Raw genomic sequence first — 24,209 nt, 5'->3', positions numbered from 1 at the left:
TGGCAGACAATAGAAATTCATCTCCCACCTATAGAGGATGGGAGACTTCTTTCAAGCCTTCGTTAAAAATTTCGTTAAATTGTTTATCCACAATGATATTTATGGAATCTCTGATTCCAAATCCAGTAAGCAGCAATGCAGTACAACCACCTATACCAATTACAGTCATGAAAAATCTTTTCTTATACCTGAATATATTTCTGGCAGTTACCTTCTGCATAAAATCAAGTCGTGACCAAATAAAATTTACTTTTTCCAGCAAAACTCTCTTCCCTGCCATAGGTGATTTCAGCCTCATCAATGAAGCAGGAGTCTCTCTTAAGTCGCTAAGACACACCAAAACAGTTACGGCTGTAGTAGATATCAATGCAGCAACAATTCCTAAAACTGCATAATATATATTAAATTCTGTTATGACCGGAGGCAGTGTGTACATCATGCTATACGCATTGAATATTATCCTTGGCAGTATATTAAAGCCTAAGATAAGTCCTGCAAGACCACCCAAGATTGTTGCAACTGATGAATATATTACAAATTTCAACATTATGGCAAACTTGCCGTATCCTAATGCTTTCAATATGCCCATCTGTGTACGCCGCTCTTCTACCATCCTAGTCATAGATGTTAAGCTTACCAGTGCTGCAACAAGGAAGAATATGGTCGGAAATACATTTCCCAGCGCCTTTATTCTATCCGCTTCATCTCCATACTCTACATAGCCTATGTTTGATTTTCTATCTAAAACATACCAGCTAGGCTTTTTTAAACCGTTAAGTTTCTCTTCAGAAGATGCTATTTTTTCTTTAGCTTCACTTATCTGCTTGTCAAATTCAACTTTGTTATCCTGATACTTCTTCTCATTATCGCTTAATTCTTTTAAAACATTATTTAATTGTTCCCTCGCACTATTAAGCTGCCTTTGACCATCAATCTTCGCTTTATTAAGTGCGGCTTCTTGTTTCGCTATATTATCTTTTGACGCAGCTAATTGCGCTTTGGCACTTTCAAGCTGTGACCTCTTCTCATTTAACTGCGCCAAGTTTAAGTCTAATGCCTGTTTGTTTGCATTAAGTGTATCTATTTGTTTAGACACACTTACGATTTGCGCATTTAATTCGTCTACCTTTGGTTTTAGCTGTTCCTTTAAAGATGGATTATTGTTTATCTCAGAATTCAATTGATTTAGCGAGCTATTAAGTTCATCGTATGTCGAATTTAATTTTTTTATGTTTTCATCATAATTTAATTCTTTTTCTTTTGCCTGTATCTCAGCTTCTGCATTATTTAAATCTATTTCACTCTGTGATATACTCGCCTGTGTCTCTGCGATCTGCCTTTTTCCATCATCAATTTTTTTCTGATTTAAAGCCATTTGCTCATTAAAACTGGCTTGTTTTTTATCTAGTTCTATTTTTGAATTGGAAAGCATAGCACTTGTTTCATCCAGCTTTGCTTTAGCATCAGCCAATTCCTTGTTGTACTTACTCTCCTTATCTTCAAGTTCCCTCTTTGCATCGTCAATTTCTTTTTGTGCTTTACCTTTTATCTCTTCATACCTTATCTCACTCCGAACTTTTCCCAATGTGACTAAGTCATCTTTTACCGGACGTATAAAATTATAATATTTATCAGAAAAAGTAGAAAAATTTTTTGCGCCATTTACCAGCACATCTATCTCTGTATATGCATCCATAGAAAAGTCAGATTGAGGTACCATCATAAAAGCCTGTATCTGCCCATTTCCAACAATGCTGGAACCTCTGTCTCTTGAGATGTAATAAGGCGTTTCAACTACACCGACTATTTTAAATTTTTTGCTTTTAATATTGTCTTGATTTTGAGAATCCAAATTTATAGTTACAGTATCACCTATAGAAAAGCCAAGATCTTTTAGAAATTTTGTCTCTACGACACATTCAGAATTGTTTTCAGGAAATCTGCCTTCTAGAAGCTTAGGTTTATTTACATAAATTTTATCATTCTTTATTTTTGAAGGATCTATACTTATGACTTTGATGACAAAACCCTTATTGTTTTTATCTACAACCGCATCAATCGTATAAAAAGGATTGACAGCCGCAACACCCTTTACCTTGCTTATGCTTTCTGCATCGCCTTTTGTCAGACCCATTGTTGAGATAACTTGCACATCAAAAAGATTGTAGTCATCAGCGTATTTTGAAGCGGTGAGTTTCATATCTCGGCTTGCTGCTTTTATTCCACCGAAAACTCCAACGCCCATTAAAACAATAAAGAACAAAGATAAAAACCTCTTCTTTGTATGAACAATTTCAATAAATATATCTTTTAATAGAGATTTTCCCATTTACCATTCTATCCTTTCTATAGGGACTGGAGAATCGTTGGCAACTATATTTTCAACGCTACCATTTTTAAGGCTTATAACCTTATCTGCCATTGGAGTTATAGCCTTGTTGTGCGTTATTATTATGACTGTCATTCCTAATCTCCTGCACGTCTCGTGCAGCAACTTTAAAATTGCCCTTCCAGTCTTATAATCTAGAGCCCCTGTTGGTTCATCACATAATAACAATTTAGGATTCTTTGCCAGTGCTCTGGCTATAGCAACCCTTTGCTGTTCGCCACCTGACAATTGCGAAGGAAAATTGTTAAGCCTTTCATAAAGCCCCACATCTTTAAGTACCTCTACAGGGTCCATAGGATTATCACAGATATCCGTTGCTAGTTCTACATTTTCTAAAGCCGTAAGGTTTGGAACAAGATTATAAAACTGAAATACAAACCCTATATCTTTTCTGCGATATGTTGTCAGTTGTCTCTGGTTAAATTTGCTGATCTCATTTCCATCCACAATTATTTGGCCTTCATCACAGGTATCCATTCCACCAAGCATATTTAAAATTGTCGTCTTGCCAGCACCGCTTTCACCTACTATTACGGTAAACTCACCTTTTTCTATATTGAAGCTTACCCCTGAAACTGCAGTAATAGTGATTTCACCCATCTTATATCTTTTAGAAATATTCTTTACTTCTACAAAGCTTCCCATCTATATCTATCTCCATTAATAAAGTGTAATTAAACAATTGTTTAAAATATTTGTTTTAAGTTTAGCATATTAAAATTAATGAGTCAACATAATCGACATAATAATCATTTTAATTATCTTATGCTAAAAGATAAGAAAAATCACAAAATGTTTATTTATTTTAAGATGCCGTCTATCAAAAGCCTTATGTACTGCCTTAGTTCCTCCGGATCTCCTAAATTTAAAATGCTTTTTTTATCGCCATATATGCTTACAACGACATGGTTTATAACGGTACCTAAAATACCTGAAAAAAGTTGTAGATATTTAAAATTTAAGATTCTATTATCTTCTATTTTTGTTATATCCTTTATTATATCCTCTATTATTTCTTGTATTTCATCATTAAAATATATCTTTTTTATCATTACTGGATTATAGTTTTTATCATCATTTGTCAGTTTTACTATGATTGCAATTAGTGCAGGGTATTTATACATGTACTCTATTAAATTTAAGGCCCATTTAAAAAGTTTGTCTTTAGATTTTAGATTGTCATCCCTTAAAATATCATATCCAGTCTTTAGAAGTTTCTCGGCATAGTAATTTTCCACTTCTTTTAGCAAATTATTTTTATTTCCAAAGTAATAGTTTATGGATGCTACATTCACACCTGCCTTTTCAGTAATTTCCCTAATAGTAGCCTCGCCTTTCATCCCTACTATATCAATTGTTGCATTAAGTATCTTTTCTTTTGTCTCTAATTGTTCGCCATTCATCAATATTCACTCTTTCTTTTAGATCTAAAATTATAGTACCATAATGCAAAATTGTCTTCAATAATTTATAAAATACAATAGTATCTGTATAATGCTAAAAACTATTGCGAAATGACATAAATCTAAGTATTTTTGAATAACCATTGATAAATGAATGCATTAATATACACGTAAATATGTGCTATACTAAATTACGTGGAGGTGGTATCATTGAACAAGACACAAAACATTACATTATCATTACTTAAAGATTTATTGCAGAAGATAAAGCATATAGCTATAAATAAACAAACATCTGTATCTGGTCTTCTAACTAAGACATTAGAAGAAATAGTTAAAAAAGAGGATTTGTACGAAAAAGCAAGATTGCACCATATTGACATATTAGAAAATAACATTGATTTAGGCACAGAAGGTAAAACAACATGGAATAGAGAGAATTTATATGAAAGATAATATTGGTTTGCAATTTGTTGATACGAATATTTTGGGCTGTGCCCACGACATATCTGCCGGCAGAAAACATGAAATTGCTAAAAAATTATTAAAAGATTTGTGGAATAAGAGAAATGGCTGTCTGAGCACTCAAATTCTATCAGAGTTTTATGTAACTATTAAAAAAAAGTGGAAAGACCATTATCTCCTTCGCAAGCGTCACAAATTATCTCAGATCTTGGACTTTGGAAACTAGATATACCGAATGTCGAGGATATACTTGATGCGATCCAAATAAGTCAGCGTTATATGATTTCATTTTGGGATTCTCTTATAGTCTGCAGTGCTGTAAATCTTGATTGCAGCATAATATGGAGCGAAGATTTAAATTCTGGACAGTATTTTGATAAAGTAAAAGTTGTAAATCCATTTTTGTAAAACATAGATTTACAACTATATAGCCTGCAGCAGGCTTTAAGACCAAATTGTCCCATTTAATAAGTCAATATACATGCTAGTCTCCCAAAAGTTAATAACTGATATGTAAAAAAATTTATTTAAAAATACTTTTCAAGAGCTTAAACAAACTTATGCTAGTTCTATTATATATCCGATTATATGCTGCTTTTTTAGGATTTGTCAACCATCCATATCCTCTTGGAGCCTTTATTCCAAGATTATGCCTTATAAATCTTTTTACACTTGTCCTTGCTGCAATGCTCTTTTTAAGGCTTGGTTTTCTAATACCGTACTTCATTGGCAATTCCCCCTAACCCACAATCTAAATCATTTACTATCAATGTACACAGTCGAAATACATCCTTATATTGATATTATAACATATGCAATGGTCAAATTAAGTCATCACCTAAAGTCTATCTAATTTTTGTAAAGTACAACTTACCATTCATCCAATCTATCAAGCATCAATAATGATAAGTTACAAGGCATCGTTTAAAATGCCACATAACTTATCATTACATTAATCAAAGTGTATATTGCTTAGGTGGCTGACCTGAAAAATCAGAAATGGTTGCCATAGCCTCGTCTAAATAAAATATCGCAAACTCTGGATTGTAAGGTGACTTATAAATTGATTTTATAAATGGATTATCATCAAGAATTTTTGTTTTTATTTTTACATCATCTGAAAATTCAACTCTTCCAGATAGTCTAATCCACACATTGTTGCTGTCACACCATATCGACGCAATGTATTGATTATTTTTACCATAACACTAAACATCTATTGACAAGTTAGAAAAAATTGTATAGTATTGATTTTGCAAATTAATTTTAAAAGGAGAGAATCTACTAATGACTTTTCAAGATAAAGTTGTATTGATTACAGGAGCTGCTGGTGGAATAGGCAAAGAAACTGCTAAATCATTTGCTGCAGAGGGAGCTAAATTAGCTTTAGTTGATTTAAACATGGATGCTCTTGAAAAAACAGCACAAGATCTGAATTTACAAAAAGAAAATTACCTTCTAATATGTGCAGATGTAAGCAAAGAAGAGCAAGTTCAACAATATGTAAAAAAAGCAAAAGATCATTTTGGAAAGATTGATGTGTTTTTTAACAATGCAGGTGTAGAAGGAAAAGTTGCGCCAATAACAGATTATCCATCGGATTCACTTGATTTAATCATTGATGTAAACATAAAAGGTGTCTTTTACGGATTAAAGTACGTATTGCGTGTCATGAAAGAGCAAGGATTCGGTTCAATTATAAATACGTCTTCTATTGCAGGTTTAAAGGGTATGCCTAATACAAGTGCTTATAATGCATCAAAAGCTGCCGTCATAGCTCTCACAAAAACAGCTGCAGTAGAATATGCAGGTCTTGGAATACGCGTCAATGCTGTATGCCCTGCATTAGTTAATACACGCATGATGAGATCTTTAGAAAAAGAATTTAATCCAGAAGATTCGCAAGCTGCTAAAGAATTTTTAACTAAATCAGTTCCTCTAGGTCGCTATAGTGAGCCTAAAGATGTATCTGAAGCAGTACTATTTTTAGCTTCAGAAAAAGCTTCTTTCATCACAGGAATTGCTTTAGAAGTAGTAGGCGGAATGACTGCATAAATAATACTCAAAAATTCAAAATAAAAAAATCAATTAAAAAGATGCTATAAAAAGATACTCACCTTTGAGTATCTTTTTATAAATTCTCTTTTAATCCTGTTCATCATATACACTGTTTACAACTGTGTTGTCTGTATTATCTGTATTATTAGATCCATAGACATCCTGTATAACTGTTTCATCTGTTTGTCCATAGACATCTTGCGATACAGTGCTGTTTTGCGTATTATCATCTTCAATGTCGATATTACCCGTGTTATTATCATAATTTATTTTTTCTCCCAAGATTTCAGCGATAAATCTTATCGGGACAAACGTTCTATTATTGATTGTCATCGGAGGAATTTCTATACTTACTTCGGCATCATCTACATATACTTTTGAGTTATTTAAGTCAAATACAATAGTTCTGTCTCCTTTTGTTATTGTAACAGTATTTGATGCAGCGTCCCAATTTACGCTTGCACCTAGACTCTTGACAACAGCCCGCACCGGAATCAACGTTGTACCGCTTTTGATGACTGGAGGAACATCAAACTTGATTTCTTTTCCTTTAGCCCTAACCTTTCCGGCAAATTTTGTATACTTTGCCTCATTACTTTTACCAAAAGATACTTCTTGTCTATCTTCGCTTTTTACAGTTACGGCATTTGCTTGTCTTAAAGTATTTCTATGATTTTCTCTTGGCTTTGCGGCAGCAAGCGATATGGAACCCGCAACAATTGCGACTGAAAGCGCAAATGCCACCATCTTTTTCACGCTATCACCTCCTCTATTAGATATATCGGTCAGAAAACTTATTTATTAAGCAATAAAAAATCATCCACTAAATCGCCTTACTAATGACAATCGTGGATGATTTTATATATACATGCTATTTTAGATAAATTTTCTCACCAGGATCTATCTTTACCGGCTCACCATCTACTCCAATCCACACAGGTATTGCTGATGGATTATATACCATGCTGCCATCAGCGCTAAACTTTAAGCTTTTAAGCGCATTTATATAATCCATTATTTCAATGTTGGTAGCATACCACACGGTTTCATCAAACGATGCCATCTTGCAAAATTCTTCTATCAATTCCCAATTGTCATTTCTCTCAAACTCAAAGCTATGCCCCCAAACGTAAAACAATGGCATCTGCTCCCATTCTTTTAGGCTTTTAAATTCCTTTAGCTTTTCTATTACATCTTGATCATGATGGCAAGTTGGATGCCATTCTAAAAAATTATTAGGTATCCTAAAGCTTTTAGTCGACCTAACAGTTCTGGAATACTCTATGCCAAATGATGCAAGACTGTTTAGCACTATATCGTTGTAGTCACCATAAGGATATGCCATACCACGTACCTGATAGCCTACAAGTGATTCAAGGTTTCTCCTATCTTCCATTATCTGATAGACCAGTTCTTCCGAAGGTATCAACGTCAAATAAGGATGATCTAGTGAATGGACTGCTACTTCATGTCCTTTATACAATTCTTTTATCTCATCTCTAGATACATAAGGTTCTGTATCAAACTTACCTGAATTTAAATTGAATGTTCCTTTGATGCCGTATTCGTTGAATATCTCAACCAATTTTCTGTCGTAAACCTGACCGTCATCATAACTCATTGTCAAGGCTTTTCTCTTACCGTGAGGATAATAATTAAAGCTTACTCTCACTTCCATTATCTCCTTCAATTAAATATTTTTTAAATAACACTATTATAATTTTACCCCTTTACCGCTCCTACTACAAGGCTCTTTTGCACTTGTTCGCTAAGCAAAACATATATTAAAATTGTAGGAATCGTAGCAATTACAAGTCCGGCACCAATTGGTCCCCATTCAGTTTGATATTGTCCTGACAGAGACATGATACCAACTGTCAATGTTTTTATAGCATCATCGTTTATAAAAGTATTTGCAAACATTAGCTCATTCCACGTCGACAAATAGGTGAAAATCGCTATTGTCGCTAATGCCGGCCTTATAAGCGGCAATATAATGTAATAAAATGATTTGTATATGCTACATCCATCTAGAAATGCCGATTCCTCTAATTCTCGTGGTATAGTATAAAGGAAGCCTGTCAAAATAAATATTCCCATAGGTATAGCGAATGCGACATATGGTATTACTAGCGATGCATACGTGTTAAGCAGGTTTAAATTCTTCAAAATTATAAATAACGGAAGCAGTGTGGCATGTATCGGCACCATCATGCCCATCAAAAATATCGTAAGGACAAGTTTGCTATATTTCCACTTCATCCTAACAATCGCATAAGCGCTTGTTGCCACCAAAATGCTGGATATGACAATAGTTAAAACTGTGACTATGGAACTATTTATGAAATACCTGCCTACATTACCACTGGATAGTGCCTCAGAATAGTTAGACCACTGCCAAATACGAGGAAATCCAAGAATATTACCCCCGAAAATCTCAGTATTATTTTTTACAGAGAATAAGAATAGCCAAAATAAAGGATATAGCTGTATTATTGCCCAAATAACAAGCATAGCCTCCAACAAATAAAATCCAATTTTTTTCATGCCTCTTTTATTATTCTTATTTGCTACATTATCCATTTTAACACCACCTTTAATATGCTTCGTCTTTTCCAAATAATTTTTGTATAATGACTGTTCCAATTAAAGATTCTAAAATGATAAATATAGCCATTGCACTACCATAACCATATTGATATCTAAAGAATATCATGTTGTACATCAATGTTGACGGCACTTCGCTGGCATGTAATGGTCCGCCATTAGTCAAAACATAGATTAAATCAAATGCCTTAAAAGAACCTATAACAGCAAATATGACGCAAACTTTCAATATAGGTTTCATAAGAGGTATTGTTATCCTAAACGCTATCTGCGATTCTGTCGCACCATCAATTTTAGCAGCCTCGTATATATCTGTAGGTATTGACTTTGCAGATGCATACATCAATAGCATGTGATAGCCGATGTACTGCCACAAAATCGGAACAAATACCGCGCCAAGTGCCGTTTTTGTATTCCCAAGCCACTGATTTGTAAGAGATTGTAAACCAATTTTAGTCAGTATGAAATTCAATAGTCCATAGTTAGGATTGTATATCTTCATCCAAAGCTGACCTATAACAACCGTCGACAATATAACAGGTATAAAATACACTGTTCTGTAAAATTTCTCACCTTTAATTCCTCTGGATAATATCAAAGCAAGTAAAAGAGAAATAGGCAGCTGAATAAACACAGAAAGAATTGCCAATATAAACGAATTTTTGACAGAAATAATAAACCCATCTGTGTTATTAATAAATAAATTTTTATAGTTCTGCAGTCCAATGAAAACTCCTTTGCTAAAACCGTCCCACTTTAATAAGCTGTAATAAAAAGAAAAAAATATCGGAAGCAATACAATAACCAAAAAAACTAAAAATGCAGGAAAGACGAAAAGAAATATCGCTTTCTTATCGCTCAAAATTTTTTCCATAGAAAAACCTCCTAACAAAAATAGTAGAAACGCATATACACTATCAATAGTAGTTATCTTTGTGCGCCGTTAAATAATTTCCTGCTAATTATCAAATAATTAGCAGGAAATTACAACATCTCAATATATTACTTGCCGTTTATCTTCTGTTGCATCTGCTTTGCAAATTCTTGAGGTGTAATTTGTTTTGCAAACAATTGAGCAACTAAATCCTTATGTGTCTGAGCATCATCACCCATTAGGTACAAATCCCATGCAGGAACATTTCCTTTTGCATTTGCAACAACGTTATTCATTATTTGTATTTGAAGTTGTGAAACTTGTGATTGATCTACATTATCGTATTTAAACATAGGCAATCCAGCACCAATCAGATACTCCATATCAGACAAATGCTTTGCAAGATATTTCGCAGCCTTAACGGCTTCATCTTTGTGCTTTGAATTTGCACTAACCATTAATGCACCTGCACCACCGCCAATGTACTCTGTTGGATCACCTTTGCCGCCTTCTATACTTGGGAATCTGACAGCTTCTATTTTTCCTTTTACAAGTGATGATGGATCTGAGTCAAATGCTGCAGCGTCGAAATTTCCTCCGAAATACATAGCAGCTTTTCCCTGATTAAATTCTGCTGTAGCTTCATCTCTTGTAAGTCCCATAAATCCAGCATCAAATGCACCTGCATCAACCATCTCTTGAAGTCTCTTTGCAGCGTCTACAAAAGCTTGATTGTCAAATGATGTTTTGCCATTTAATGCATCTCTAGTAAGCTGCACACCGCCTTCACGAAGTGCTATCATGTCGTAGTACCACATGCCCGGCCATTCATCTTTTTCACCAAGTGCAAATGGAGTTATTCCCTTTGATTTGAAAGTCTTTATTGCATCAATCAATTCACTAAATGTTGTAGGTATCTTAACATTATATTTATCAAAAAGTTCTTTATTTACGTATAGTACACTTGCCTGCTGATCATAAGTAATGCCATATATTTTTCCATTATACGTAACATTATCTAGTGCGCCTGGCAGCATCTGGTCTTTTGTACCATCATTTAAGTAGCTGTCTAATTGAAGAACTTTACCAGCTTCAACGAATGGCTGTGAAAATCCTCCGGCCCATGTCTGAAATATATCAGGTGCTTCATTTGCAGCAATTGCAGTCTTAATCTTTGTCTTGTAAGCATCGTTTTCAGTAACGCTTTCAACAATCTGCACATTTGGATTTTCTTTATTCCACTGATCAATAATCTCCTTGACTTTTGTCTTTGCAGGTTCACCAGTGAAGATATTCCAATAGGTAAGCGTTATCTTTCCTGATGAACTTGAAGACTTCGATGAATTTGAAGCATTTGAGTTGTTTGAGCTATTGCCACACGCTGATGCGCTAAGAATCAGCAATAAAGATAATACAACTAGCATAACCTTTTTAAATCTTTTCATTGTTCCGCATCCTTTCTCTAATGTTTATTGTAATGTTTACAACTTACGTCTATATAATAAAACATTATGCAAACATAATGAATACAATTTTTTTACCACAATCTTTAATATCTTTACTAATTAACGAAATTCTTAATATATTATTACTTCTAAAAATTAATAACAGCAAATCGCAAAGCCACCAGTTCAGTAGCTTTGCGATTTTACATCAAAACACATCAGAATATATCCCATTTCATCATTATTTCCCATTGATTTTTTCCTGCATCTGCTTTGCATAATCTTGTGGTGTAATTTGTTTTGCAAACAATTGTGCCACCAAGTCTTTATGTGTCTGTGCCTGATCTCCTTCAAGATACAGATCCCACGCAAGAACACTGTCTTTTGAATTTGCCACAATGTTATTCATTATCTGTATCTCTAAAGGATCAACTTTTGACTGATCTACACTATCGTATTTCCACGTAGGCAAAGCAGCACCAACTTTGTAAAACTCAAGAGACATATTTTCTGCAAGATATTTAGCTGCTTTCACAGCCTCATCCTTATACTTTGTATTAGCATTTACAAGCAACACATCACTGCCTCCACCAATGTATTCTGTAGGATCGCCTTTGCCACCTTCAATCGTTGGGAATCTTACAGCTTCAACTTTTCCTTTAACTAAAGATGAGTCTACTTCAAATGATGCTGCATCGAAATTTCCTCCGAAATACATAGCAGCTTTACCTTGATTAAATTCTGCTGTAGCCTCATCTCTTGTTAGGCCCATAACACCTTGATCAAATGCTCCAGCATTTACCATTTCCTGAAGCTTCTCGGCAGCATTTATAAATGCCTGATCTTCAAATGAAGCTTTTCCGTTTAATGCGTCTCTAGAAAGCTGTGCACCGGCCTCGCGGAGCGCTATCATGTCATAGTACCACATTCCTGGCCATTCGTCTTTTTCACCTAAGGCAAATGGCGTAATTCCATTTGCTTTAAAAGTCTTTATTGCATCAACCAATTCGCTGAATGTAGTAGGAATTTTAACACTGTATTTGTCAAATAATTCTTTATTCACGTAAAGTACACTTGCCTGTTGAGCAAAAGTTAATCCGTAAACCTTTCCATTGTACGTAATATTATTAAGCGCGCCAGGCAACATCTTATCTTTTGTTCCATCATTTAAATAATCATCTAGCGAAAGTATCTTGCCAGCATCTACAAAAGGTTTAGAAAAACCACCGCCCCACGCATAAATAATATCAGGTGCTTCATTTGCTGCAATAGCTGTTTTTATCTTTGTCTTATATGCATCATTTTCAGTAATACTTTGTTCTATCTGCACATTCGGATTTTCTTGGTTCCATTTGTCTACTATATTCTTGACTATGGTCTTTTGCGGGTCGCTAGTGAAGATATTCCAAAATGTAAGCGTTATCTTTTCATTTGTGCCAGAAGACTTCGAAGATTTAGAAGCGTTAGAATTACTTGAGTTATTTGAGCCAGTGCCACATGCTGATGTACTGACTATCAACATTATTGATAAAAAGATCAACATGATTTTTTTAAACAGCTTCATGCCTCCACATCCCTTCTATTTTTTTAACTAAATTGTTTACAATAATATGATAAAATACCATATAATTAGAATGAATATAAATTTTTTACTACAATCTTAGATATTTTTACTTTTTTAAATGCATCGTAAAAAAGCCAATCATCAAATATGACAAAAAAGTACCTTAATATTATGCTAGTCTTACATGCATAATTTATTGACTTATCTAAAGTATGAGAGTAAATTTTATTTATAAACAATTACATATCGTTGGAGGGATTATTAATGAACGTAGACGCTGCAGATAAATTAAAACATCGCAAAGGAATCGTCAAGATCAGACTGACTAAAAAAGACGGTTCTCCTATAAAAGACACGGAAATCACTGTATCTCAGGTAAAGCATAAATTTTTATTTGGATGTGGAGCATTTGATTCTCTTCCACTTGCTAATGACGAGTTAAAAGAAAACGATAAAGCAAAAATCGAAGAGCGCTTTAAAAAATTTCTTGACATATTTAATTATGCTACAATACCTTTTTATTGGGGTAGATTTGAACCTGAAAAGGGAAAACCAGATACAAATAGACTTAAAAAAGCCTCAGAATGGCTTGTATCAAAAGGGTGCCTTGTAAAAGGACATCCCCTCTGCTGGCATACCGTAACTGCACCTTGGCTTTTAAATATGAGAAATGAAGAAATTTTGAAAGCTCAACTTTATCGCATAAAGCGTGAAGTAAGCGATTTTAAAGGATTAGTAGATATATGGGATGTAATCAATGAAGTCGTCATTATGCCTATTTTTGATAAATACGATAATGGTATAACCAGAATATGCAAAGAATTAGGGCGCATTCGCCTCGTAAAAGAAGTTTTTAATGAAGCAAAAAAGGCTAATCCTGATGCTGTTCTACTTATAAATGACTTTAATACATCTATTTCATACGAAATACTTATAGAAGGATGCCTTGAAGCTGGAATCCCTATTGATGCCATAGGAATCCAATCACACATGCATCAAGGATATTGGGGAGTTGAAAAAACTTTAGAGATATTAGAGCGTTTTTCGCGTTTTAATATTCCCCTGCATTTCACAGAGAATACTTTATTATCAGGACATTTAATGCCTCCGGAAATAGAAGATCTTAATGACTACCAAATTAGCGATTGGCCCTCAACGCCTGATGGTGAAGAACGACAAGCAATGGAAATTATAAAGCATTATAAAACTCTTTTTTCACATCCAATGGTAGAATCAATCACATGGTGGAATTTTTGCGATGAAAATGCGTGGCTTGGTGCACCTGCAGGTCTTTTACGCCGTGACAATTCATGTAAACCTTCATACTATGAACTAAAAAAACTTATCAAAAAAGAGTGGTGGACTCATCCTACGCGTCTCGTTACAAACAATACCGGCGAGTTTGAATTTACAGGCTTCTTAGGCGAATACGAGTTAATTATTGACAATATAAAATTACACTTTAACCTCGATAAAAACAGCACATTAATAGAAATCACAGTGTAAAATATTTAAAAGGCAGGAGGATTGAATTCCCTCTGCCTTTTTACTTACAGATTATTTGATTTCTCTAATAAGCCGTATACTATAGCTGCTGCTTCTGCTCTTGTAGCTATTCCTTTAGGTGCAAACACGTTATTTGGCTCTCCATTTACTATTCCCAATTTAGTTGCATTTGCCACTACATTCTTTGCCCAATCACTTATTGATTTGTCATCATTAAATGATGTCGCTCCTATATTCTCTTCTTTATAGGATGTAAGCATCTCGTATGCTCTCATGGCTATGGCTGTCATCTCTTCTCGTGTTATGCTATCATTTGGCCTCATGTTCTTTCCGTCACCTTCAATTATTCCAGCTTTGTATGCTGCTTCTATTGCATTTGCATACCAGTCTCCACTCTTTACATCGCTAAATTCTCCGCTGTATGCTTCTTCTTTTATGTTTAATAACCTCAGTATCATTGCTGTGAATTCTGCTCTTGTTACTGTCTTGCTTGGTTCATACTGAGTATCTGTCATTCCTTCTACTATATGCCTTGATGCTAATACTTCTATTACATCTTTTGCCCAGTTATCTTTTATGTCATTAAACGTCTTGTCATACTCAAATGCTGCATATTGTGAGAAATGTGTAGCATTGAATGTTATTGTTCCAGATAATGCGTCCACTTTTCCTCCTACATATTCCCATTGGCTTGTTGTTGGATTGTAGTAGTACACAGCAACTTTTCTTGGATCGTTAGCTTTTGATATATTTAATGTCACCTCTACTGGTTTTACTAATACTACATTTCCACTGTCTGATTTAATGCTTATGTCTATCATATTAGAAAGTGGTACGTAATTTGATGCATTTGGCTTTCCGTTGTCTTTTATAGATATATTAACTCCACTCGCTATCTGACTTGGATCTAATGTATCTTCTGACAATACTATTGATGCATTGTCAGATTTTATAACGATGTCTTTGTCACTGGCAGCACTAGCAGTCAAAATATCTTTTGAAATTTCTACAATTTTTTGTTGGCTTGTTCCAAGCGTTGTAAGGTCGAATACTACATTCTTGTCTTTTGTATTGTTTATAAGGTCTTTAGCTTTTCCTGCATCAAGCGTCAATGTGATGACATTTCCATTCTTTGTTACTATGCCGATTGTGTTATTTATACTGCTATTGATATTATTATTTGAACTAGTGTCACCAGATGGCTTACCTGTAAGCAACAAATTGCCAAATCCTGAAGTATCTTGCCATGAATTGCCGCTGGGATCGCACCATGTAACTATTCCCGTTCTTTGCCCATTTTCATTTGCATCATTAACTTGCAAGTCAAATCCTATTATTGTGCTGTTTGATGGAATAATAGCTGTAAATGGAATAGCTTCTTCTACAATGTAACCATTCTGTGTAATGCTTGTTGCCGACATAAATCCGTTTGAATTAGTGCTTCCTCCGAAACTTTGCTCATTGTCATAGTTAACTCTATATTGGCCGTCATCACTTTCATAATAGGAAGTTTTATCATTATTCTGATCTACAAAGACTTCTACAGAGTCTTGTTCGTACGGATTGACACTCGATTTATTCAAATTTTCATCTGTGACAACCGCAAGAACATAAAGGTACTTATCGTCCCACATCATTTTTGCTGTTGCAGTAGCACCATTTGAACCCAAAACCCATGTATTTGTCGAAATACCTCCAACATTATTCCAAATATCATCTATTTTACCATCAATAACAGGAGTACCATATATAGCTGTTGCAATTTGTGCGGGTTTTGATAATACTATATCTCCAAAATATGATGTATTTGTGTCTTGACTGTTTGTATAATCATTCCAAACTGTTATTGCATCTATATTACCATTACCTTTATCATCATTTATTCTAATGTCAAATCCAATTTTATTATTAAGTGCAGGATTAATATCTTCAATTGGAATAGCTAGCTGTGCTATATATCCGTCAGCATTAGATGTCACGTATTTGGTAATATCTGAACTCCCTGTACCATCCCTCTTAATTGTATAATGTTCATCATCAGTTTCATAAGAAGTAGATTTGTTGTCATTCTTGTCTACAAAAATCTCAATACCATCATTACTAGATGGAGTATTGTCTGAAACTTGTACTAACAAATATAAGTTTTTAGTATCCCACATAGATTTGACAGTAGCAGTTGCTCCGACAGTTCCTTCTACATAAGTATTTGCATACAATGGTTTTACAAGTTTCCAAGAGTTATCAACATTTTCACCAATCGTCGGTGATCCTTCTAAAGCTTTTGCAGATTGAATATCAGGTATAGCTTTGCTTGGATCTACTATTGCCCAGAATGCTGGCTTCGCCTGCAATTTTGAATCAAAAAGCAGCGGAGCATTTGGCTTACTAAGCCAAGTTACATCATCTGAAACTCCCCAAAAAACTACAGCAGTTATATACGGTTTCTCAGCTTTAAATAAATCAAACAATTGTTTATACAATCTAGCTTGTTTAAGCAATGCTTCATTTGATATATTGCCATTCATATTCATATCTAATTCAGTTACCTGTATTTCCACACCTAATGAAGCAAGTTTTTCTATAGAAGCTTTTATATTGTCTATATTAGAATTTATATTTATATGCATTTGCATGCCTATTCCGTTTATCGGCACACCTTCACTCTTTAATTTTTTCACTAAGTCATACATAGCTTGAGTTTTAACGCCATTATTTTCAATGTTATAATCATTAATAAATAATTTCATAGATGGATCTGCTTCATGTGCATATTCAAAAGCTTTTTCAATATAATCAGGACCTATTATTTGTAACCACTTAGAATTTCTTAAGTTACCATTATCATCAAGAACTTCATTTACAACATCCCAGCCAATAATTGGATTTTGTGCACCGTACTTCGTTTTAAAGTGATCTAACACAGTTGCTATGTGAGTTTTTAATCTTTGAAGCAGCAGATCCCTTGAAGCTGGTTTAGTTGGGTCATTTGGGTCTTGGAAAAACCAGTCAGGAACTTGATTATGCCAAAGCAATGTATGACCTCTCATTTTCATGTTATGTGCTATTGCATAATTAACAATTTTATCAGCATTATCGAAAGTAAAGTTCCCTTCTGTAGGTTGCAAGCTTTCCGGTTTCATGGCGTTTTCTGCAACAAGCATATTAAAATGTTTAGCTGTCAATTGAGCATGTGGATCAGTATCATTTAATCTACTTGGATCAACCGCAACACCGATTGGAAAATAATCTTTAAATACAGAGTACAAATCTGGAATGTCATTTTGTATTGTGATTTGATTATTCGAAATTTCACCTACTTGTATTGGATTTTGTGGTGTCACTACAACATCATCAATATAGTATTCCAGCGTTGGATCTGGCGATTCTACGTACATATATAATGTTTTTAATGTTCCAGTGTAATCTAATGTATAAGTCCCGTTTACAGTAGTCCATGAATCCTCAGAAACTTGTTTTTGCCAAACTATTGTATCATAATGTTTGCCATTGTCATCTTCTCTAAACATTGTCACAGTAATCAAAGGATTGGATGAATTTTGTCCAGAAACAAGTCTAACTTTAAGCGATACGTTATATGATTGACCTTTCTGCATTTTCCCTAAAAAGCTATATGCAGGTCCTTCATATGTTTGTGTTCTACCCGCAACTTTCATACTGTATTGCCCAATTGCTTCCTCAGTCGTTGCTGCTAATGTCGGGTTACCTTGCTTAATCCATCCATCAATTGTACCTGATTCAAAGTCCCCATTAGAAACCAAATTCGCATTATTATCATCTGCAAATGCACTTACGTGTGGAAAAAACAATGATGTTCCAAAAATCATTATAAAAGCTGTAAAAATAGATACAAACTTACTTAAATTATTTTTCATCTTACTTCCTCCCTCAGTAAATTTAATTCATTGAAAAATTTATTTACTATCACCTCACAATTAAAAAGACTTAATCTAAAAAATAAATATTTTTAATCCCCCCTTTCAGCATCTATATAAAAATCAGAAACGGGCTAACCTTTAACACTACCTATAGTTAAACCCTTTACAAAGTACTTCTGCAAAAATGGATAAACAAGCATAATAGGAACAACCGCTACTATTGTCATTGCAGCTCTTATGCTTTCAGGGGTAACTGAATTAGTATTATTTCTTAATCCCATATCAAATGAAGCTTGTTGTGTAAACTGCTGAGTTGACTGCAAAACCTTCTGCAATTCATACTGTAGTGTGCTTAAATTTGGATTTGTTGAACAAAAAAGCATAGTATCAAACCACGAATTCCACTGTCCTACAGCTACAAAAAGCGTTATTGTTGCTAATACTGGCACACTAAGCGGAAATATAATTGAAAATATTATTCTTAGTTCACTTGCCCCATCTAATTTAGCTGATTCAACAAGACTGGCTGGTAAGCCATCAATATAGCTTCTCACAACCATTATATTCCATGCACTTACTATCCCAGGCAATATGTAAACTAAAAAATTGTTCATAAGGTGTAAATCTCTTATAAGCAGATAATAGGGTATTAAACCACTGGTAAAATACATAGAGTAAGTAAAAATCTTCGAGACAATACCTCTTAAAACAAAATCTCTTCTGCTTATAGCATAAGCAACTATTATACTAGCGATAACATTTAATACTGAACCTATAACTGCTCTCAATGCCGAAATTATTGTCGCATTGTAAATTTCCGGATCGCTCAAAATTGAAACATAATTAAAAGTTGTAAATTTTCTTGGAAATAAATATATTCCACCTCTTACTGTATCTATAGCATCATTAAATGACACCGCTAGTACGTGTATAAATGGATATAGTGTTACAATTATTACAATTGTAAGAATAATATAATTAATCGTATCAAATACTATATCTTCTGTGGTCAACCTTCTTCTCTTATTTTTAGCCACTTTATAACCCCCTGAGAATTTGTAAATTTAAATTAGAATTAGAATGCACTTTCACCGCTAAGTGCTTTTGATATTCTATTTGCCAGTGTAACCATCGCTAACGAAACAACAGAATTAAATATACCGGCTGCTGTAGCAAACGAAAATCTCCCCATTGGTATACCATAGTTATATACATACAATTCCAATGTCTGTGAATAATCTATAACCATTGGATTTGATAATAGAAAAACTTGTTCAAAACCAGCATTTAATATCCACCCTGCATTTAATATTAAAAGTATTTTTATGGTTGGTACTATAGATGGCAATGTTATAGAAAAAATTCTTCTAATTCTACCTGCTCCATCAATACTGGCCGCCTCATACAACTCATTATCTATGGCAGTCATTGCCGCCAGATAAATAATTGAATTCCATCCCACTTCTTTCCACATATCAGAAAGTGCCATTAAAGGCCAGAAAAGGTGCGAGACACCTATAAAATTAATTGATTGTTTTATAATGTGAAGCTTTAAAAGCAGTTGATTTATAACTCCATCCGGCGAAAGGACATCAAGTACGATACTAGCTGCAACAACCCATGAAACAAAATGTGGTAAATATGAAATAGTCTGTACTGTCTTTTTAAATTTCATATTTCTAACTTCATTTATTAAAACTGCCAATGTTATAGAGGAAAAAAATCCTAAAAAATATTTTAAAATGCTAATTCCTAATGTATTCCTAATTGACTGATAAAAAGTTGGATCTTCAAAAAGCATTTTAAAATTTTCCAATCCAACCCATGGAGAATTGCTAATTCCCAAAGCAGGATTAAAATTTTTAAATGCTATTATCCAGCCCCACAATGGAACATAACTAAATATCAGCAACAATATTAGAAATGGCAAAACAATCAAAACTAATCCTTTTTGCTGGCTCAATTTTTTAAAAAATTTTTTCTCCTACCTTTCCTATTATTTATCATTTTTTCTTTTGATAAAACTTCTGCTCCTTCATTTATAACAGTCATGATCAATCCTCCAAAGAAATATTTTAAGTGTAATGAAGTACGAATGATCGTACTTCATTACAAAAAATAATTAGTTATTTTACTTTGCTCCCCAATGTTGAATTCTCCAATCTATCTGTTGTTGTAAATAAGGTACTTCAAGATCATATTTAGCTTTTTGCATTTCAGACACATATTGTTTCCATATGCTTTCAAATTGGTCTGGTTTCGCAGGTATCATTTGAGCCACATATTTTCTCGTAAGGTCAGATGCCTTTTGATTTGCAATCTTAATCTGCTGCTCACTATCAGGTATGCTTATATCGTATACAAAGCCGTAAGGTGTCTCAATTGGTGGTGCCATCATTTGTGATAAATTAGTTAAATTATACGCTTTTAATACTTCTTGTTCATAAGGTTTGTATGAACTAGCTATATATTCTGGGCTATCTTGAGGCGATACAAAGTTGCCATCAGCAAACTTTTCTCCTGCATTGGGATGAGGAAAATACCAATATAACCCAATTCCTTCTTTTTGTGTATAGCTGCTATCTTTATATTGAGCCAATTGTTCTGGTGTCATATACATTTTGCCATCTTTTACAGTATAGTCTTTGCCTTCGATTCCCCAATTTTCAAGTTTTAGAGCTTCATCACTGGCCATAGCATCTAAAAATTTAAATGCAGCGACTGGGTCTTTACAACTTTTTGTTATACTAATACCTGCACTATTGCCTGTCATATTCATACTATTATAGTCTTCTTTTGAAACACCATCGAAAGTTACCGGCAAAGCAAAAGGTACTCTATCATAAAGTTTTTGCTGCTCTAGTGAATTAATCGCATTTTGAATGTCCCAACGCTGATCGTAAAATCCTAAAACCCTTCCTGATGCAATCAAAGATAGATAAGAATCATAATTTCTAGTAAACATTTGCTTGTCAAGTATACCTTTATTCCATTCCTCGTTTAACTTTTTATAATAATCATGTGCCCATTGACTTATTGCAAATGGATGAGCTTTATTATTGTCATCAACCCAAACATCGCCTGTATTAGCATTACCAGCCAGATAACTTGGAGCACCAGTTAAAGTGAATATTTTCCAATTATCAGTGAGAGCAGTAAATCCTATTACTGGCTGTCCATTATAAGTTGGATGCTTTTTTACATAATCCTCTATGATATTAAAATACTGATCTAACGTTAGTTTTTTAGGCCATCCAGCTTCCTTAAGTACTTCTAGTGGTAAATAAAAACCAGAATATGGATATAAATATGATGTTTTTCTTGCTGGTGTTAAATAATATATATGTCCATCTTTAGGGTCTCTCATCTTATTAAGATCTTGCGGTGAATACCATCTCTTTATATTAGTTCCGTATTTATCTATCAAATCATCTAGTGGTACTAGATCATTAGCATTCTTAAAAAGATCAAATGTTGTATTACTCGTCTGAATCAAATCAGGTAAATCTCCACCACTAATCATAAGTGTCGCTTTTGATTGTTCATCTGTACCAACAAGATAGCTTACCTGCAAATGCACTCCTGTTAATTCCTCAAGTTTTTTCCAGACAGGCGTTTTTGTATAGTCAATTGGCGTAGCAGTTGATGTATCATAGAAAAGTGTGAATGTCTTCATTTGTTTATCATTGTTATTATTGTTAGATGTGTTATTATTTGATGTCCTACTTGAATTACTACATCCAGATAAAAGTATTCCTACAGTCATAAAAATCACCAGTAACAAAACGTTTAACTTTTTACCTTTCATTGTTTTCCCTCCCAACAAAATAAAAATTTCACTTAACTTAAATTTTACTAATACCCTCACCTCCCTCTATAATCTTTGATTTTCTTTTAATATCTCACTCATTCTCAAATTTTCATGATCTTCAAAGGAGCCCTCATGTATATTAATGCTATTTATTCATTAATTTTACATATGATAGGTATCCCAAATAAGCTTCTGTTGTTTTTCCATATTTTGGCCTATGAATTCCACTTAAGCTCATGTGGCATACCCTCCCATGTCTCACAGGATCTTTGTCCTTAATTCCTTCGTTCTGCCTTACATGAGGTGGATGTCAGTTATGCTCCCTTGCTGGGTCTTAAGCCCTTATGGTGAAATTACCAACCTGACAATTCCGGCTCTCTTTGTCAATCTTCGAATTTTTAAATTGAGTTTTAAATCTTTATTTGCTTTATTTTTAGCACCGCTTAATTATCCAAACCATCGCAGGAGCGAGGCTGTCAAGGGTCAGCTTTGTGAAGTGAAACGCAGCAAAGCTGAGACGTGGTCCTTGCCCTTGACTGACGAGGGACTGCGGTGTATCATCACCACAGCGGTGCAATTTATGCAGCATTCCTAATCTCTGGTCTTTTTATATCTCTTAACATCTTATTTCCGTTGTATTTTACTCCTTTTTTCAGTATGACAAAAAATACTCTGATTAGCTTGCAGCATAAAACTATCATTGACTGTTTCTTTTTAAGCGGGTTTTCTTTTCTTGTGGTGTAGTATTTGTGTAATTCCTGAAATTCTTTATTGTTTGCAAGTATTGGCATTATCATTTTGTATAGAGCACTTCTTAGCCTCCTTCTTCCTCTTTTGCTTATGGTGGTTTGCCCTTTATGCTGTCCTGAACTATTCTCTACCAGATTGTAACCCGCAAGCTTCTGTATTTGTTTTGGATGCTCATATCTTGTTATATCGCCAACTTCAGCAATAAATATTGCTGCTGTTATTACTCCTACACCTTTTATACTTAGCATTTCATTAGCACCAGGTACTTGCATGAAAAGTTCTTCTATTTTGCTTTCTATTTTTTTTAACTGTTTTACAAGCATTTCGTACTGTTCAAGTATAATTTTTATCTCTATCTCTGCCATCTCAATGCCATCTCTTTTACCAACACTTTGACTGGCAGCTTCTATAAGCTTTAAAGCCCTCTTTGCACCTACAGCACGATTAATTTCCTTTTTCCAAGCTGCAAGTATTTCCTCAGCTCCAATACCTAATATCTTTGCAGGCGTTGGAAATTCTTTTAACGTTATCAGTGCTGCTTTCCCTTCCCAATCTGCAAAAACTTTATTAAACTCAGGAAAGTATATATCAAGCCATCTTGCAACTCGGTTCTTTATCTTGTTTAAATCCTTTGTAAGCATCTCTCTTATGTCCACTGCAATTCTAAGTTCGCTGTATATACCCTCAGGTATATTAGGTTCAACATATCTTCCATCTTTAACTAGCATTGCAATTGTCTTAGGGTCTTTCCTGTCATTTTTAGTTGGCGAGTTATCATCAAATTCCTTACTTCTCTTTACATGGAATGGATTTACCAGTACCACCTTATGGTTCTTATCTCTAAGAAACTGTGCAAAGCAGAGCCAATAATGGCCTGTTGGTTCCATGCCAACCATCAGATGCTCTTTGTTGCTTTTATTCATAATATCTGCAGCCCATTTTAAAAATCTTTTCATTCCATCAATGTCATTGCTAAATTCAATACGCTTACCGTATTCTATTCCTCTGAAATCGAAAGCTCTAGCGTGATGTATCTCTTTAGCAATGTCTACACCTACAATTAATGTCTTTTCTGTTATTTGCATTATTTTTGTATTTTGGTTATACTTCATATTAGGTACCTCCTTGTTATTTGAGAGTCGTGTTCATGAACAATCGACATCTTGTATTTTATCAGGAGGTACTTTTTATTTCAAATCTTATATTTCTTTATTACAGGAATGCTCTCTTTTTAATTAGTTTATCTGATTTGTGAGTAGATTTGATTAAACATGTATTTAAATTTTTTATGCAAAAATCTACTCACATAAATCAGCAAATAAACACTTTAACGTCAACTACTGTAAACTTTTAGCATTTATTCATGTTCTACAACTTGAAATACAAAGAAATTAATCAAATCAAAATCAAAAAGAAATTAATCACAAGAAATTAACAAAAT

20 protein-coding genes are annotated in these 24,209 nt (G+C 34.0%); 4 read left to right on the top strand and 16 right to left on the bottom strand.

The genetic code is table 11. The features are described from left to right. Positions 1–28: 28 nt before the first annotated feature. The 3 genes from TTHE_RS13750 to TTHE_RS04975 all read right to left on the bottom strand — a co-directional run bounded on the left by TTHE_RS13750 (position 29) and on the right by TTHE_RS04975 (position 3,792). Complete coding sequence (locus TTHE_RS13750) at positions 29–2,329, bottom strand: FtsX-like permease family protein (RefSeq protein WP_049774912.1); 2,301 nt, start codon at positions 2,327–2,329, stop codon at positions 29–31. Continuing rightward, positions 2,330–3,034 (bottom strand): ABC transporter ATP-binding protein, encoded by a 705-nt coding sequence (locus TTHE_RS04980; RefSeq protein ID WP_013297502.1) that lies wholly within the window; start codon positions 3,032–3,034, stop codon positions 2,330–2,332. It abuts the gene before it with no gap. A gap of 155 nt (positions 3,035–3,189) precedes the next feature. Continuing rightward, a complete protein-coding gene (locus TTHE_RS04975) occupies positions 3,190–3,792 on the bottom strand; it encodes a TetR/AcrR family transcriptional regulator (protein WP_013297501.1) in 603 nt (200 codons plus the stop codon). A gap of 210 nt (positions 3,793–4,002) precedes the next feature. Between TTHE_RS04975 and TTHE_RS04970 the strand changes: the two genes are divergently transcribed. Next, positions 4,003–4,248, top strand: a complete 246-nt coding sequence (locus TTHE_RS04970) for a hypothetical protein (protein ID WP_013297500.1) — start codon at positions 4,003–4,005, stop codon at positions 4,246–4,248. A gap of 168 nt (positions 4,249–4,416) precedes the next feature. Continuing rightward, the gene (locus TTHE_RS15115; RefSeq protein WP_333509080.1) at positions 4,417–4,665 is read left to right on the top strand and encodes a PIN domain-containing protein; all 249 of its coding nucleotides are present in this window, start codon (positions 4,417–4,419) and stop codon (positions 4,663–4,665) included. Positions 4,666–4,780: 115 nt separating this feature from the next. Here TTHE_RS15115 and TTHE_RS04960 read toward each other — a convergent pair whose 3' ends face one another. Together TTHE_RS04960 and TTHE_RS13745 are read right to left on the bottom strand one after the other, a co-directional pair. Then, on the bottom strand, positions 4,781–4,984 hold the full coding sequence (locus tag TTHE_RS04960) for a hypothetical protein (protein WP_013297499.1): 204 nt from the start codon (positions 4,982–4,984) through the stop codon (positions 4,781–4,783). Between the two features lie 229 nt (positions 4,985–5,213). Next, positions 5,214–5,411 (bottom strand): hypothetical protein, encoded by a 198-nt coding sequence (locus TTHE_RS13745; RefSeq protein ID WP_049774911.1) that lies wholly within the window; start codon positions 5,409–5,411, stop codon positions 5,214–5,216. A gap of 133 nt (positions 5,412–5,544) precedes the next feature. On the opposite strand from TTHE_RS13745, the gene TTHE_RS04950 reads away from it, so the two are divergent. After that, positions 5,545–6,312 (top strand): SDR family NAD(P)-dependent oxidoreductase, encoded by a 768-nt coding sequence (locus TTHE_RS04950; RefSeq protein WP_013297498.1) that lies wholly within the window; start codon positions 5,545–5,547, stop codon positions 6,310–6,312. A 90-nt stretch (positions 6,313–6,402) separates the two neighbouring features. Here the strand turns inward: TTHE_RS04950 and TTHE_RS04945 are convergent, their stop codons facing one another. The 6 genes from TTHE_RS04945 to TTHE_RS04920 form a co-directional block, all read right to left on the bottom strand. Beyond that, the gene (locus TTHE_RS04945) at positions 6,403–7,062 is read right to left on the bottom strand and encodes a copper amine oxidase N-terminal domain-containing protein (RefSeq protein ID WP_223814631.1); all 660 of its coding nucleotides are present in this window, start codon (positions 7,060–7,062) and stop codon (positions 6,403–6,405) included. A gap of 124 nt (positions 7,063–7,186) precedes the next feature. Further along, the gene (locus tag TTHE_RS04940) at positions 7,187–8,005 is read right to left on the bottom strand and encodes a polysaccharide deacetylase family protein (RefSeq protein ID WP_340371405.1); all 819 of its coding nucleotides are present in this window, start codon (positions 8,003–8,005) and stop codon (positions 7,187–7,189) included. Between the two features lie 32 nt (positions 8,006–8,037). Further along, positions 8,038–8,898, bottom strand: coding sequence for a carbohydrate ABC transporter permease (locus tag TTHE_RS04935; protein WP_013297495.1), 861 nt, complete (start codon positions 8,896–8,898; stop codon positions 8,038–8,040). A 13-nt stretch (positions 8,899–8,911) separates the two neighbouring features. After that, on the bottom strand, positions 8,912–9,796 hold the full coding sequence (locus tag TTHE_RS04930) for a carbohydrate ABC transporter permease (protein WP_013297494.1): 885 nt from the start codon (positions 9,794–9,796) through the stop codon (positions 8,912–8,914). Between the two features lie 128 nt (positions 9,797–9,924). Next, positions 9,925–11,241 (bottom strand): extracellular solute-binding protein, encoded by a 1,317-nt coding sequence (locus tag TTHE_RS04925; RefSeq protein ID WP_013297493.1) that lies wholly within the window; start codon positions 11,239–11,241, stop codon positions 9,925–9,927. 241 nt (positions 11,242–11,482) lie between these two features. Beyond that, on the bottom strand, positions 11,483–12,805 hold the full coding sequence (locus TTHE_RS04920; protein WP_013297492.1) for an extracellular solute-binding protein: 1,323 nt from the start codon (positions 12,803–12,805) through the stop codon (positions 11,483–11,485). Positions 12,806–13,069: 264 nt separating this feature from the next. On the opposite strand from TTHE_RS04920, the gene TTHE_RS04915 reads away from it, so the two are divergent. Continuing rightward, entirely contained in the window at positions 13,070–14,311 is a 1,242-nt protein-coding gene (locus TTHE_RS04915) for an endo-1,4-beta-xylanase (protein ID WP_013297491.1), read from the top strand. A gap of 44 nt (positions 14,312–14,355) precedes the next feature. Here the strand turns inward: TTHE_RS04915 and TTHE_RS04910 are convergent, their stop codons facing one another. From TTHE_RS04910 to TTHE_RS04885, 5 genes are all read right to left on the bottom strand, one after another. After that, positions 14,356–18,204 (bottom strand): endo-1,4-beta-xylanase, encoded by a 3,849-nt coding sequence (locus TTHE_RS04910; RefSeq protein ID WP_013297490.1) that lies wholly within the window; start codon positions 18,202–18,204, stop codon positions 14,356–14,358. Between the two features lie 134 nt (positions 18,205–18,338). Beyond that, positions 18,339–19,244: a carbohydrate ABC transporter permease gene (locus TTHE_RS04905; protein WP_013297489.1), complete on the bottom strand. Its 906-nt coding sequence runs from the start codon at positions 19,242–19,244 to the stop codon at positions 18,339–18,341. A gap of 38 nt (positions 19,245–19,282) precedes the next feature. After that, a complete protein-coding gene (locus tag TTHE_RS04900) occupies positions 19,283–20,170 on the bottom strand; it encodes an ABC transporter permease (protein ID WP_013297488.1) in 888 nt (295 codons plus the stop codon). A 168-nt stretch (positions 20,171–20,338) separates the two neighbouring features. Next, positions 20,339–22,015 carry an ABC transporter substrate-binding protein gene (locus TTHE_RS04895; RefSeq protein WP_013297486.1) on the bottom strand — a complete coding sequence of 559 codons (1,677 nt, stop codon included), beginning with the start codon at positions 22,013–22,015 and terminating at the stop codon, positions 20,339–20,341. A gap of 581 nt (positions 22,016–22,596) precedes the next feature. After that, positions 22,597–23,880, bottom strand: coding sequence for an IS110 family RNA-guided transposase (locus tag TTHE_RS04885; RefSeq protein WP_013296871.1), 1,284 nt, complete (start codon positions 23,878–23,880; stop codon positions 22,597–22,599). Positions 23,881–24,209: the final 329 nt, after the last annotated feature.

It is taken from the genome of Thermoanaerobacterium thermosaccharolyticum DSM 571 (assembly GCF_000145615.1).
GTDB lineage: Bacteria > Bacillota > Thermoanaerobacteria > Thermoanaerobacterales > Thermoanaerobacteraceae > Thermoanaerobacterium > Thermoanaerobacterium thermosaccharolyticum.
This window is presented reverse-complemented; position numbering and strand designations above follow the sequence as displayed.

Bases quoted from the DNA above. Each gene is read 5' to 3' on its own strand.
- TTHE_RS04980 (WP_013297502.1), bottom strand. From the start codon at position 3,034: ATGGGAAGCTTTGTAGAAGTAAAGAATATTTCTAAAAGATATAAGATG.
- TTHE_RS04950 (WP_013297498.1), top strand. From the start codon at position 5,545: ATGACTTTTCAAGATAAAGTTGTATTGATTACAGGAGCTGCTGGTGGA.
- TTHE_RS04895 (WP_013297486.1), bottom strand. From the start codon at position 22,015: ATGAAAGGTAAAAAGTTAAACGTTTTGTTACTGGTGATTTTTATGACT.
- TTHE_RS04960 (WP_013297499.1), bottom strand. From the start codon at position 4,984: ATGAAGTACGGTATTAGAAAACCAAGCCTTAAAAAGAGCATTGCAGCA.
- TTHE_RS04925 (WP_013297493.1), bottom strand. From the start codon at position 11,241: ATGAAAAGATTTAAAAAGGTTATGCTAGTTGTATTATCTTTATTGCTG.
- TTHE_RS04915 (WP_013297491.1), top strand. From the start codon at position 13,070: ATGAACGTAGACGCTGCAGATAAATTAAAACATCGCAAAGGAATCGTC.
- TTHE_RS04975 (WP_013297501.1), bottom strand. From the start codon at position 3,792: ATGAATGGCGAACAATTAGAGACAAAAGAAAAGATACTTAATGCAACA.
- TTHE_RS04885 (WP_013296871.1), bottom strand. From the start codon at position 23,880: ATGAAGTATAACCAAAATACAAAAATAATGCAAATAACAGAAAAGACA.
- TTHE_RS04930 (WP_013297494.1), bottom strand. From the start codon at position 9,796: ATGGAAAAAATTTTGAGCGATAAGAAAGCGATATTTCTTTTCGTCTTT.
- TTHE_RS04945 (WP_223814631.1), bottom strand. From the start codon at position 7,062: ATGGTGGCATTTGCGCTTTCAGTCGCAATTGTTGCGGGTTCCATATCG.
- TTHE_RS13750 (WP_049774912.1), bottom strand. From the start codon at position 2,329: ATGGGAAAATCTCTATTAAAAGATATATTTATTGAAATTGTTCATACA.
- TTHE_RS04910 (WP_013297490.1), bottom strand. From the start codon at position 18,204: ATGAAAAATAATTTAAGTAAGTTTGTATCTATTTTTACAGCTTTTATA.
- TTHE_RS04935 (WP_013297495.1), bottom strand. From the start codon at position 8,898: ATGGATAATGTAGCAAATAAGAATAATAAAAGAGGCATGAAAAAAATT.
- TTHE_RS04920 (WP_013297492.1), bottom strand. From the start codon at position 12,805: ATGAAGCTGTTTAAAAAAATCATGTTGATCTTTTTATCAATAATGTTG.